Origin of the sequence: Teretinema zuelzerae (assembly GCF_021021555.1) — a bacterium.
GTDB lineage: Bacteria > Spirochaetota > Spirochaetia > Treponematales > Treponemataceae > Teretinema > Teretinema zuelzerae.
Genome location: NZ_JAINWA010000001.1, coordinates 345,850 through 359,936, shown reverse-complemented (window position 1 = coordinate 359,936; position 14,087 = coordinate 345,850). Strand labels below are relative to the sequence as shown.

Annotated in this window: 6 protein-coding genes; 5 read left to right on the top strand and 1 reads right to left on the bottom strand. The window is 53.9% G+C overall.

Features of this window, described 5'->3' with window-relative positions:
• Nucleotides 1-6 precede the first annotated feature (6 nt).
• Together K7J14_RS01670 and K7J14_RS01665 are read left to right on the top strand one after the other, a co-directional pair.
• A complete protein-coding gene (locus K7J14_RS01670) occupies nucleotides 7-2,340 on the top strand; it encodes a ribonucleoside-diphosphate reductase subunit alpha (protein WP_230752367.1) in 2,334 nt (777 codons plus the stop codon).
• A gap of 49 nt (nucleotides 2,341-2,389) precedes the next feature.
• Nucleotides 2,390-3,436, top strand: a complete 1,047-nt coding sequence (locus K7J14_RS01665) for a ribonucleotide-diphosphate reductase subunit beta (protein ID WP_230752364.1) — start codon at nucleotides 2,390-2,392, stop codon at nucleotides 3,434-3,436.
• Between the two features lie 36 nt (nucleotides 3,437-3,472).
• Here the strand turns inward: K7J14_RS01665 and K7J14_RS01660 are convergent, their stop codons facing one another.
• Nucleotides 3,473-4,972 (bottom strand): aminotransferase class V-fold PLP-dependent enzyme, encoded by a 1,500-nt coding sequence (locus K7J14_RS01660; protein WP_230752362.1) that lies wholly within the window; start codon nucleotides 4,970-4,972, stop codon nucleotides 3,473-3,475.
• 255 nt (nucleotides 4,973-5,227) lie between these two features.
• Between K7J14_RS01660 and K7J14_RS01655 the strand changes: the two genes are divergently transcribed.
• The 3 genes from K7J14_RS01655 to K7J14_RS01645 are packed head-to-tail and all read left to right on the top strand — an operon-like array spanning nucleotide 5,228 to nucleotide 14,036.
• A complete protein-coding gene (locus tag K7J14_RS01655; protein ID WP_230752360.1) occupies nucleotides 5,228-7,105 on the top strand; it encodes an InlB B-repeat-containing protein in 1,878 nt (625 codons plus the stop codon).
• Complete coding sequence (locus K7J14_RS01650) at nucleotides 7,102-9,651, top strand: SUMF1/EgtB/PvdO family nonheme iron enzyme (protein ID WP_230752358.1); 2,550 nt, start codon at nucleotides 7,102-7,104, stop codon at nucleotides 9,649-9,651. The genes K7J14_RS01655 and K7J14_RS01650 overlap by 4 nt, the downstream gene beginning before the upstream one ends.
• A complete protein-coding gene (locus K7J14_RS01645; protein WP_230752356.1) occupies nucleotides 9,648-14,036 on the top strand; it encodes a LamG domain-containing protein in 4,389 nt (1,462 codons plus the stop codon). The genes K7J14_RS01650 and K7J14_RS01645 overlap by 4 nt, the downstream gene beginning before the upstream one ends.
• The last annotated feature ends 51 nt before the right edge of the window (nucleotides 14,037-14,087 follow it).

The window sequence follows — 14,087 nt, the reverse complement described above, 5'->3', positions numbered from 1 at the left end:
CACGCGATGAATTCTTCTGGACATATACCGGGCGCGGAGGGAGATTCCTCCTTTCTCGGCTGGTTTTTAGAGAGCGAGCGGGGGTTAGACGGATACGCAAAAGCCGCGGCCTCCGCATTGACCGACATTTCCCGGCGTTTTCCGGAGCCTCTATACAGCCTTGAGCGATTGAAGGAACGATATCTGTCTCTTTCAGCGGGCGCCTCGGTCCCTTCCGAGCGTTATTCGGCCCTGATCCGTTCGGCGGTCGAACTGACATCGATGGACGCGCCGAAGTGGGAGTACATAGCCGCGCGGCTCGAACTCGAGTCTTTTTACGCAGGGGTGCGGAAAACCCGGGGAGAGCAAGACTTTTCCGCGGACGGCGATGCGCGAAGCAAAGCGGGAGCGGCTTTCCGTCGGCTGATCGAGAAGCTGACGGAAGACGGTTTGTACGGCTCCTATGTCCTCGAATCCTGGAGCCGGGAGGAGATCGAAGAGCTTGGGGCCCGGATCGATCCTTCCAGGGACTCGCTTTTCACCTGGAGCTCCCTGGATCTCCTGGTTCGCCGGTACGTCGTTCGCTCGCGCGAAGGAATTCCGCTTGAAACGCCTCAGGAAATGTTCATGGGAATCGCCATGCATCTTGCGATGAAGGAAGGCGCCGACCGGACTGAGGCGGCTTTCAGGTTCTACGACGAGCTTTCCAGCTTGCGCCTTACTCTCGCGACGCCGACCCTCTCCAACGCGCGCAAGCCCTTTCATCAGCTTTCGTCCTGCTTTATCGACACCGTTCCCGATTCGCTCGAAGGCATTTACCGCAGCCTCGACAGCTTCGCCCAGGTGTCGAAATTCGGCGGAGGGATGGGCATGTATTTCGGCAAAGTCCGCGCGGTCGGCGGCCCGATCCGGGGATTCAAGGGAGCGGCCGGCGGCGTGCTCCGCTGGGTGAAGCTCGCGAACGACACTGCCGTCGCGGTGGACCAGCTCGGCATGAGACAGGGCTCCGTTGCGGTATGGCTCGACGTCTGGCACAAGGATCTTCCCGAATTTCTCCAGATGAAAACCAACAACGGCGACGACCGCATGAAGGCTCACGACGTGTTTCCGGGCGTCTGCTATCCGGATCTGTTCTGGCGCCTCGCGCGCGACTCCATCGATTCTCTGTGGCATCTCATGTGCCCGCATGAAATACTTACCGCGAAGGGGTGGGCCCTGGAAGATTTCTGGGGCGAGGAATGGGAAAAACGCTACTTTGAATGCGTCCAGGACGACCGCATTTCCAGGCGCTCCCTGCCGGTGAAGGAAATCGTTCGCCTGGTGCTCCGCTCCGCCGTGGAAACGGGCACTCCCTTCGTCTTTAACCGGGACCTCGTTAACCGGATGAATCCGAACTCGCATAAGGGAATAATCTACTGCTCGAACCTGTGCACCGAGATCGCGCAGAACATGAGCGCGATGGAAACTGTTTCGAGCGAAACGCTGCAGGAAGGCGGCTCGGTTCAGGTGGTGGAGACGACCCGTGCGGGGGATTTCGTGGTGTGCAATCTCGCCTCCCTCTCGCTCGGGAACATCGATATCGACGAACCAGTGCAGCTTGAGCGGACGGTCGCAGCCGCGGTGCGGATGCTGGACAACGTGATCGATCTGACCATGTATCCCCTGCCGTACGCGCAGATCACGAATTCCGCGTGGCGGGCGATCGGCCTGGGCACGAGCGGGTATCACCACCTGCTCGCCAAGCGCGGGATTCCCTGGGAGAGCGAAGCCCATCTCGAATTCGCAGACGCCCTGTTCGAGCGGATCAATCGCGCGGCGGTACGGGCGAGCGCCGAGCTGGCTGCCGAACGCGGTTCATATTCCCATTTCGCGGGATCGGACTGGGCGACCGGCGAATACTTCCGCAAGCGCGGATACGCAGGCCCTCGCTGGGACGAGGTTCGCAGCCTCGTCCGCGAGAAAGGTCTGCGCAACGGCTGGATTATGGCGGTTGCGCCGACAAGCTCGACTTCGATAATCGCGGGAACTACCGCGGGAGTCGATCCGGTGATGAAAAAGTTTTTCCTGGAGGAAAAAAAGGGCAGAACCGTTCCGCGCGCCGCTCCGGAGCTGAGCTTGTCTACCATGTGGTTTTACAAGAACGCACATCAGATCGACCAGAGCTGGTCCCTGCGGGCCGCCGGAAAGCGGCAGCGCCATATCGATCAGTCCCAGTCCGTTAATCTCTATGTGACCACCGATAAATCATTTCGCGACCTGTTGGCGCTCTACATTCAAGCCTGGGAGGAGGGCGTGAAAACCCTGTACTATGTGCGGTCCCAGTCCCTGGAAGTAGAGGAGTGCGAATCCTGTTCGAGTTGAACGGGCTCGGGGACGTAACAGAAAAAAGATCAGGAAAAAGGAGAGACCGATGGGAGAAAAACTGACGCCCAAACCCCTGTTCAATGAGAAGGGAGACATAGACGCCGATTTGCGGCGAATGATCGGCGGGAACACGACGAATCTCAACGATTTTAATAATCTCAAATACGCATGGGCGAGCGACTGGTACCGGCAGAGCATGAACAACTTCTGGATACCGGAAGAGATAAACCTGCAGCAGGACGTGAAAGACTACCGCGCTCTCTCCGTTCCCGAGCGCCGCGCCTACGACAGGATACTGTCCTTTCTCATTTTCCTGGACAGCATACAAACCGCGAATCTTCCGTCTCTGGGGACCTTCATTACCGCGAACGAGGTGAATCTCTGCCTCACCATCCACGCTTTTCAGGAGGCGGTGCACTCGCAGAGCTACGGCTACATGCTCGACACCATCTGTTCTCCGGAGGAGCGGAATTCGATCCTGTACCAATGGAAGGACGACGAGCGCCTGTTAAGACGGAACAGGTTCATCGGGGACCTCTACGAAGATTTCAGGATTCATCAGGACGCCGAAAGCCTGGCCCGCGCCGCGGTAGCGAACTACATCCTGGAAGGCGTGTATTTTTATTCGGGCTTCATGTTTTTCTACAATCTGGCGCGGAACGGAAAGATGGGCGGCTCGGTGCAGGTAATACGCTACATCAACAGGGACGAGAATACCCATCTGTATCTTTTTAGATCGATACTTTTAGAGTTGCGAAAGGAGAGGCCTGACCTCTTTACAGAAGCGCTGCAGGAGGAATACCGGGCAATGATCCGAACCGGAGTGGAAGAGGAAATCCTGTGGGGCGAGTACGCGATCGGCGACGAAATACCCGGACTCAACAAACAGATGATCGGGGAATACATCCGGTATCTGGGGAATCTCCGTTCGTCCGCTCTCGGCCTCGGGCTTCTGTACGAAGGCGGGCGGACCGAACCCGAGTCGACTTCGTGGATAAGCAGCTACAGCAACGCCAACCTGGTGAAGACCGATTTTTTCGAGGCGAAATCCACGGCCTATTCCAAGGCCGCGGCCTTTAAGGACGATCTGTAAAGCGTTTTCCGGCGCGGGCGAGGCGCTCCGGCGGCCTTAGTCGAACGGCTTCCAGAGCCCTTTGATCGCGGCCGCCTTCCGGCTATCCCAGGACGCATGGCGCCAGTCGGCCTCGTCCGGTAGGAAGCGGTAGTCGGCGGCCCATTCGCCCGCGCGCTCAGCCGTCTCCGCGATCGAGGAAACGAGAAAATCGATGTCGGCGAGGCTCATCGTCGGGTGGATGGATGCGCGTATCCAGCCGGGTTTTTCGGTGAGGTCGCCCGCGTTGATGCTGCAGGTGATTCGGCGGCTCGTATCCCGGTCCACCGCCAACAGATAGTGGCCGTAGGTTCCGGCGCAGGAGCAGCCTCCTCGTGTTTGGATGCCGAACCGGTCCGAGAGCAGCCTAACCGCGAGGTTGAAATGCACGTCTTGCATATAGAAGGAAATAGCGCCGATTCTGTCGGTTTTATCGCCGGCAAGCACGCGCACCTTCGGAATCGCCTTGAGTCCTTCGAGGGCCCGGGGAATGAGAACAGATTCAGCCTTGTGTATGGCGTCTACGCTCATCGATTCCTTGAGGGAGCAGGCGAGGGCAGCCTTGATGGTTTGCAGAAAAGCGGGAGTTCCCCCGTCTTCCCGGCTTTCGATATCCGCGATATAGCTATGTTCTTTCCATGGATTCGTCCACAGCACCGTGCCGCCGCCCGGCTGGTCGGGAACGCGGTTGTGGTAGAGCTCTTTATTAAAGGCGAGAATTCCGGGGCTTCCGGGTCCGCCGAGGTATTTGTGCGGCGAAAAATACACCGCGTCCAGCCGCTCGGAAGGGTCTCCGCCCTGCATGTCGATGCGGTCGTAGGGAGCGCTCGCCGCGAAATCCACAAAACAGTAGCCGCCGGCCCGATGCATGATGCGGGCGAGTTCGCGGTAGGGAACACGGATTCCGGTAACGTTCGACGCTGCGGTGAAGCTGCCGATTTTCAGCGGCCGGTCCCGATATTTGTCGAGCGCCTTTTCAAGTTCGCGCGGATCGGTGAGGAGCTGTTCGTCCGGAGGAAGGACGACAACGTCCGCCAGGGTTTCAAGCCAGGAGGTATGGTTCGAGTGGTGCTCCATGTGGGTGATGAAGACGACCGGCCGTTCGTTTTCCGCAAGCGCAAGGCGGCCGGAAAGGTTTTCCGGAATCTTGAGCCCGAGCATCCGCTGAAGCTTGCTCACCGCTCCGGTCATTCCCGATCCGACTGGAAGAACTACGTCGTCCGCCGAGGCGTTTACTTCTTTTCTGAGCCGCTCGCGAGCTTCCCGATACGCGATCGTCATCGCCTGGCCGAGGTGGCTCGACTCCGAATGCGTGTTCGCCGTCCAGGGCCCGACAAGCTCCGTCATCCGCTCTTCTATCGGGCGGTACAATCTCCCGCTCGCTATCCAGTCGGCGTATACTAGCCGGTGCGATCCGTAGGGTCCCGGCACCGATTCATCGTTCCCGATGATGTTTTTTCTGAAAGACGCAAGATGTTCCATTGCCCGGATCGTTCCGGAATCGAGATGAGCGCTCATGTCGTTCAGGATACCGTTTTCTCCGGCCTCAGGGCAAGACGGAGCGGAATGCGCACGCATTTTTGCGATAAAATCAGGCTCGAGCCGTATATGAAAAACGGGAAAACATGATATGATCGGTTTTGCGTAAAACTCTGCAGGATACGCCTCAGTGGAAATATTTTACACTGTAAGATATGTACAAAAACTGGATAATCAGTCTGAAGCGTGATAAAAAATGTACCATGGTTCGCATTACGTAATATGGATTGGAAAATGTATAATATAAGGAAATATATCGTCGTCCTGCTCTGTGCGCTCGCGGGATTCTCTAGTTCCTGCTCCCTTCCCGGTTGGAATTCAAACCTGAAGGATTTTATTGAAACCGGTTTGTCAGTCGTGTATCTGGATACATCCTCGTATCGGCGGGCGTTGGGCGATATCGGCGACGATGTGCGTTCCGGCGAGGAAGTAACCGTATTCATACGACTTAACAATCCAAAATCGCTCGATCTGGAATATACCCTTGAAGCCGGTTCCGGCCTGATCGCTTCCGGCGCGACTGCTCCCGGCGGAACAGCCGGAGCGGATAACCAGCGCACCACGGTATCATTCACCTTTATCCCGAGCGAGGCCGCGGAGCACGGCTCCATCCCCTTTACCCTCGGACTTCGTTCTCCTTCGATAAACAGGGTGTTCGAACCGGCCCGCTTTAGCGTCCGCTGCGACAGTCCTCCGGGAATCGTCGAAAATCTTGTCGGCGGCGTTACATCGGAAAATAAAGCGTCCATCGGCTTCACCCTTCCTGAAAACTACCTGAACGCGGATATCGCGTCTGTTAAGATTACCTATATAAACGACTCGACAAACGTTTCCCGGACGGTGACCGAAGAGGTGAGCCGGGAAGGAACGGGCTTAACCGATGTTCCGTTTCCTGCCCTGCTGGATTCGGACTCAGGCGAGTATGTGCGTTATTTCTTTCCTTCCGACGTTATTATCGGAAATCCGTATACTTTTACCCTTGCTTTGATCGACGAATCAGGAAAAATGTCGGAAGCAGTAAGCCCTGCGATTTCCATCATGGGAAACGAACTCTATTTAGCCTACGATACGAACGCTTCAGGCGAATACAAAAACAAGGTTGGAACCGTCGGCGCTGTATTCGGCTATAACCAAACAACCGTCGCCACGATCTCCGACGCCGCGAGCGTGAAGTACCCGCACCATGTGTTTCTGACCTGGAATACAAAGGCGGACGGAACCGGAACAACCTGGAATCCCGGAGAATCCTTTGTTTTTCCAGCCTCGAATACCGTTTTATATGCGCAGTGGCTGCCCCTTTCCACGGCGACGGTTTCACTTTCGGAACCGGAATACGAGGCCTTGAATTTCGAACCGGCGGCGGTTTCGGCGGTGAGGGGCGAAACGCTTACTATATCCGCAGCCGCGTCTCCGGCCGAAGGAGAGGTCTGGTCCTGGAGACTCGACGGAGCGGCCGCCTCGGGCGGAGAAAACGGCTCTTTCGAGTGGAACACCTCCGGCGCGTCTCTCGGCCGCCACACGGTGTACTGTTCCGTGGTCGACGGCGGGGTGACCTATTCGGGTACGTTGACGGTTAACATATACGCAACGTCCTCGGTCGGCTTCGACGGAAACGGAAATACGTCCGGCGCCGCCCCTGATGCTATAGAATTCGCGTACGGAGAAGCGGTCTCGCTTACTGCTGTCGGCGGCGATTTCGGCAAGAGCGGCTATGAGTTCGCCGGCTGGGCCTTGAGCCCCGAAGACGGCGCGGAAGGCACCGCGGCGTACGCCGACGGCGATACGACAGAAGCCCTGGAGTCGAGCTTGACGCTCTACGCTTCATGGCGGAACGTCGCGCCGCCCGCCGTAACGGACGCGGCCGCTCTAGCCGGGGACGGGAAAATCGCTCTGAGCTGGACAGAGCCGGACGCGGCGGACCTTGCATATATAGAAATCAAGTACGGCAGCGTAACGCTGAAAGTCGGCGCAGATTCAGGCACGGCGTCCGGAACGGGAAGCACGGTCATCAAGCTCCTGGAAAGCGGAACAGAATACGAGTTTACGCTCCGCGCCGTGGACCGCGAAGGCCTTGCTTCAGATCAAGTCGTTATTCGGGGGACCGCGCTATGACGAAACTACACACAACCGGAACACGGTTCCGCGCAGAGCCGATCCGTTCCGCGGCAATCCGCATCAGTTCGCTGTGCGCCGCGATTCTTCTCTTTGCTTCCTGCCCGGGATCGCTCATCGATTCAGGCGGAGGATCTTCCGGAGCGGGCGAAACCGGCTCGCTTTCGATACGCCTGACCGACGCCGCGTCCGGCGATGCCCTCTTTTCCGCACGGGCGCTTGTACCCGGCGTGTTATCGCAGATGAAGGCCGTTTCAATTTCTGTTACGGACTCGGCCGGAATAACGCACGAGTATTCGGCCTCCTCCGCGGATTTACCCTCGGCAGGAGCGCAGATAGAAGACGTGTATCCGGGAAAAGCCGAGGTGTCCGCTTTCGTGTACGCGGACGCGGAGAAAACCAGCCTTCTGGCATCCGGCACGGTTTCGGCGACCGTCGTTAAAGGACAGGCGGCTTCCGTACAAGTTCCTCTTATTCTCGCGGACGCGGGAACCGGGAACGGTTCGCTCGACTTGAACATCGCTTTTCCCGTCGACAAGGACATCGATTCGATTACAGCCGGCTTTATCGGTACGGACGGGAGTATTGATTCCTCATATCCTGCCGTCTGGGTAGGTTCCGCCGACTACAGCGAGGGAACCGCTACGTTACATGCTTCGGAAATTCCTGCCGGCGCGTGTACCCTGTCAGTCTCGTTTCTGAGAAGAGGAACGCAGATAGGAAGAATCATTGAAGCGGTCAATATCCGTTCGGGAGCGGCGGCGAACCGCTGGATCGACCAAAACGGAACCCTGCAGGAAACACGAACATATTCCGCGGACGAGCTCGGAGTGTCCGCCGCCGGCCTTGCCTCTCTCAGCGCGGGAGGAGTGCAGGTTCCGCTTTCCTCCGGCACGCTCGAGTATTCGATCACGCTCGGAGACAGCGACTCGATTTCGTTTATTCTTTCCGGGGCGATCGCCGGCCAATCATATCGCTGGAAGTGGGCTCCGGAAGCCGGTATGGCGGTCGAAGGCTCGGCCTCGCCGCTCGTCGCGTCTCCCGCGCTCGCAACCTCCGGTTCCAATCTCCTGACCATAACCGTAACTGCTCCCGACGGCGAGACAACTCAAACCTATGTAGTCCGTGTGATCCGCTCCTGGGAAGTGTCGTTCAACGTTTCAGGCGGCAGCTATATCGAGCCGCTAATAGTCGCGAACGGGGGCACGGTTGAACGCCCCGCCGATCCCGAGTATTCGGGCTTCGCGTTTTCCGGCTGGTACGCTGACTCCTCTCTTTCAACGCCCTGGACCTTCGGCTCGGGAGGCCGGACGGTAACCGGAGACGCGGCCCTTTACGCGAAGTGGGTCGAGTCTGCTTCAATAATCGCTGTGACGATCTCTGCTCCTGAATTTCAACATATTTCATTCCGTCAATTCGGGAACGAAGTGTCCTCTATTACAATGGACATTGATGCGACCCTCGAGCTGTCGATGCCGGAAGGCGGGGCGCGCTACGAATGGTTGCTGAATGCCCGGGATTGGTTATCAAGCGATAGAACCTTGATTTTTAGCCCACGCTTGAATGGAGCGGGTCGTAAAACCATAACGGCAGTATTTGAGTATGACGGAGTCGTATACTCCGGAGACCTGTCTGTGTTGGTAACGAACGATTACATGGTGGAGATTCTCCCTTACGGGAAAAATGCGTCATATGCCCAGGTATCCTGGACATATGACAGCGATCTCTATCAAAGCGCTCCGTCTTCCTATGACCATACGCTTACACGGCCGTACAGTCTGGGCAAATACGAGGTGAGTTACAGTCTCTGGAAGCCTGTGCGCGATTGGGCTCTGGCTAACGGCTACGTGATCGGGAACGAGGGTGCCGCGGGAGGGAGTGGTTCAGCCGGCGTTGATTATCCGGTTACGCAGGTGTCCTACTTCGATGCTCTCGTCTGGTGCAATGCCTACAGCGAGATGTCAGGACTGACTCCCTGTTATTATACGTCGACCACCGATAAAACTGATGCTTCTGTTTTGCGGAGTACTTCGTATCTGAAAGCTCTAGCCGAATCGGGCATTCTGTATACCGCGGCGTACGCCGATCTCGCTGCGGACGGTTACCGCCTTCCTTCCGAAGGCGAGTGGCATTTTGCGGCCTCGTGCGGGGGGTATTATCCATTTAACAGCGTAAGCGGTGGCAGTGCCGTTTTTTCCGCCGGAAATTCTGCAACGTATAGCGATTGGGCCAACTCAAAAACAGGTGTAATAACCCCCTGCGGCTCATTAGCGCCGAATATCTGGGGCCTCTACGACATGAGCGGCAATATGTGGGAAGCGTGTTTCGATGTATGTAATAATCCTCCTGATGGTCCTTTCAACGATTACATTGGCACAACGTATTCTGGCACTGTGTCTTCTTCGTATGCGATCATTGTGAAGGGCGGCTCGTTTGCTTCCCTTCCGCCGGCGGGAAAGTCCACGATCGGACATCGCGACGCCTCGGCAGCGACAACTGCGGCCTCTGATTCCGGATTCAGACTTGCAAGGACAATAGTAAAATGATGAATACTCACAAAATGCATGGAACAGTTTCGACCTTTGTTTTCATTGCTGTGTTAGCGGGAAGTGTGATGGCTTCCTCCTGTTCTCTTTTTTTCATCGATAAGGATCATTCTTCGTCCGGCGGCGCAGGTTCTCTATCTGTTTCCCTGGTCTACGAAGATGCGATGGCTCGCACTGATGGTTCAATATCTTCCCGAAACGACCGAACAGTTGTTCCTTCTCTTGAAGCAAACGCAAAAGCATATGTCGTCTCCTGTTCCGATGCATCCGGCAAAGAAGTAGCCAGTGTGGTGATAACCTCCCTTGATTCATGCGTTCTGAAAAATCTGCCGGCCGGTTCATTTACGGTGACTGCCCGGGCGTATTCAGATGCAACAGTTCATACCTCCGACAGATTGATTGCACAGGGTTCGGCCAACGTTAATCTGGTTCAGGACGGTTCTGCAGCTGTGTCGATAGTTCTGTCGTACCTGAATACCGAAACCGGAAGCGGAAATCTGTCTTTTTCTGTTCAGTGGCCTGATTTCGCGGCTGATTCGATCAAGTGGTATCTCGATGGTAATGCATCGGCTGAGCCGTCGATTGAGTACGGTAATCCATCCGTCGGTATGCGAAGCGCAAAGCTTGATAAATCAGGCCTGTCCAGCGGTTCTCATTATCTCATTATTGAGTTTTTTTTAGGCACTACCCATGTCGGTTACGCGTATGAGGCTGTGTATATCTGCGACAACGCAACGAGCTCTCATGTCGTGCAAAACGGATCGTTAGTATCGGTTCGTACTTTTACGGAAGCCGAAATTGCGAGCACCGGAACTGGTTCTTCAATCCTGGTCATGGCAGGAGGAAATTCATCAATAATCGCTTTAAATGACTCGGGAGTTCCATCCTCTTACAATGCCGCTCTGTCTACCACTGTTACAATTGTCCCGCTCGTGGGAGAAATCGGCCAAGCAATGATGTATTCATGGAATGGTAGTTCATCTATCTCCTGTATATCCGGAGTGCCTTTGTCGCTTCCGATGAACGCTAATGTTGTGGATGATTTCACAAGCGAAAATCGTGCAAATACATTGATTTTAGATGTGTCTTCTCCTTCCGGCGGATCTCCAGTCAAGTATTCCATTACCATGCGATCTCCCATTCGCGTCAAAACTGCAACTGCCCTGGCCGGCGCATTATCCGCAAAAAACAATGAGCTGCTCAATAATAATGTGATTCTGGAAGATGATATTATGTTGACCGGGACAGGCAATTGGACTCCGGTGGGAAGCATCGGTCCTGATCCTTCACGAGTGTATGTTGATCAGTCATTTATGTTCACTGGTACTTTCGACGGCGGCGGACATACAATATCCGGTCTTAATTTGACGACTACAAATGGCGATGCAGGGTTCTTCGCCGCAATAGGCAAAGGTGCGTACATCACCGGGGTGAGGCTGACGAATGTTTCGATCACCGGCGGGGGAACAGACGACGGAATCGGCGGTTTGGTTGGAGAGAACTACGGCGGAACTATAACACGCTGTTCTGTTTCAGGGTACGTAACAGGGCATCATGGGGTAGGAGGCTTGGTCGGAAATAACCGGGCTGAGTCTACATATGATTTTCAGAGTAGAATTTCAGAATGTTACTCCACTGCGACTGTTACCTCAACATCCACTATTGCCGGCGGTCTGGTTGGCAGTAACTGGGGAATTGTTGAGAATTCGTACGCCCGCAGCAATGTAAGCGCACAAAATACTGCCGGCGGACTTGTCGCGAGTCAGGCATCTACTGGTTCGATTGCAAACTGTTATGCATCTGGAACTGTAACTGCAAGTACCAATTCCGGCGGATTAGTCGGAGCAAAGGACGAGGGCGGGCTCGTCTCCGGCAGTTATTATAATCAACCGTTGTCCGGACTTTCTGACACTGATCGCGGTACTCCGAAATCTGTCGATGAGATGAGAAATGCAACGGCATTTTCAGCTTGGGATAAGTCAATCGTTTGGGCGATTAATTCTGCTATAAATTCGGGATTTCCGTATCTTCTCTCTATCATGCCAACCTCCGATGTTTCTTTAAATGCAGGCACTGTAACTGCCGATGAATTTCTAGATTCTCTATCTGATCTTTCTGCTGATTATGTATTGAACGGAGATATCACTATTTCCACACCGTGGACTCCTGTGGGAAGCGTAGACTTGCCGTTCACTGGAACCTTCAACGGAAACGGGCACACCATAAGCGGATTGAACGTATCCTTGGAAATACAAAATGTCGGGTTGTTCGGCGTAAATAACGGAATAATCGAAAATGTGAAACTAGAGAATCCTTCAGTAATTACAACTAATGATTACAGCGGTGGACTTGCCGGGCAGAACAATGGTCTAATTCGTCGTTGCTCTGTAATTGGTTTAAAACCGGTGAAGGCCATGGGCCGGCTTGGCGGATTGGTTGGAAAAAATACCGGAACGATTACAGAAAGCTATACGTCTATTCCAGTTGAAGCCACATCCTGGTATGTAGGCGGTCTCGTCGGGACAAACGGCGGTACAATCATCGACTGTTATGCGACAGGTTCAGTAACGTCACTAAACGGAAAACAAATTGGAGGTCTTATCGGGGATGTGTGGAGTTCTTGTATTGTAAAGAACTCGTATGCAACCGGTAAGGTTTCTGGTGTTGACGATACTGGTGGGCTTGTTGGTGTTTCTGGCTCTTCATTAATTAATTGTTTCTACAATACAACTACCTCCGGGATGTCCGATACCGGTAAGGGTGAACCTAAAACGACGGCGGATATGAAAGACTCTGGAGCCTTTACCGGCTGGGATTTTGTTACTGTCTGGGAGATCGATACTGATAATTCGAATGGATTATTTAACGATGGGTATCCTTATCTGAATGCGCTCGGTGCGCAGAACACAATTACTCTGCCATCGGGGGATATGTACGCAGAAACACTTTCGGGTGCAATGAGCGATCATTCCGCTAAGTACACTCTAAGCGGCGACATCACGCTTCTGGATGATTGGACCCCACTGGGAAGTGGAGCTGATCCATTTACAGGAATTTTCAACGGGAACGGATTCACTATTAGTGGATTAACTGTTGATTATAATGAATCGTCTGCCGGTCTTTTTGGTATTAATAATGGAACGATTGAGAATGTGAATATAGAGAATGCCTCCATTAAAAGCTCCTCCGATTCTTGCGGCATACTTGCTGGCCAAAATAATGGTGTTATTCGTCATTGTTCGGTTTCTGGTTCCTCACCTGTTCAAGGCGTAATCTATGTCGGTGGATTGGTAGGCATCAACAGAGGGTTAATTTCTGAAAGTTACAGTACAGTTCCCGTTTTAGCTAGCAGTTTTTCTGTTGGCGGACTTGTCGGTAGGAATGAGAATTTTATAAGTAACTGCTACGCGACCGGTTCAGTAACTTCAACAAGAGAAAATGTTGGAGGATTAGTCGGCCATACCTGGAAAAATCCGGGAACTAATATAATCCCGGTTGTAGAGAAATCCTTTGCCATTGGAAAAGTTACAGGTTCTGCAAATACTGGTGGCTTAGTTGGTTATAATGAAAACTCAATTATTTCTAAGAGTTTCTACAACGCAACTACCACCGGGATGTCTGATACCGACAAAGGTACACCGAAAACAACGACAGAAATGCTTGACCCCTCAACCTTCACCGGCGCAACCTGGGATATCGATTCTGGATTAAATAATTCAAAGATATGGGGAATTGATACGACCGGTGCGATCAATAACGGCCATCCTTACTTGCAGTGCTTTGGAAGCGACACCCGGTCCCCTCCGTTTCTTGGAGGATATTTGAACGGAAACGAGCTGGCTTTTACCAAAAGTGCCGGGATAACGTTAATTCCCAACAGGAATGGTGTTCCGAATGCCGCGTATCAAACGACAGCAGATCAAAAACTATTGACTACCGATTCCTCGGTTCTGTTTACCGGCGAAAACGACTTTACAATCATGGGCTGGTTCAAGATTACTTCAGTCGATGTAGGCTATACATATCTTTTCTATAAGTCGGGTTCAGGTGTGAGCAACTACGGAGTGATTCTTAGTAAAAACTCTGAAAGTCCATGGAAGTTTATTGCTCAGATTACACAACAGGGCGGTAGCGGAGTCAGTATTGCAAATCCGCCAGACATCCAGTTTGATACCTGGTGCCATGTAGCGATGGTCTATAAAAACAAAACAGTATCTCAATTCGTTAACGGAGTACAGGTGGGCAATACAACCGGCGCATACAGCGGCGCGACCGGACCCGGTTCTGAGTTTTACTTCGGAGCCTTCAACGGGGCGATGAGCGATTTGAAGATTTTCAATACGGCGAAGAGTCAGGCTGAAATACAGACGCTTATGGATCCGTAAGCGGCGATGCGGCGAAACACCGCGGCGGCGAATGTGCAGATCAGCGTAACA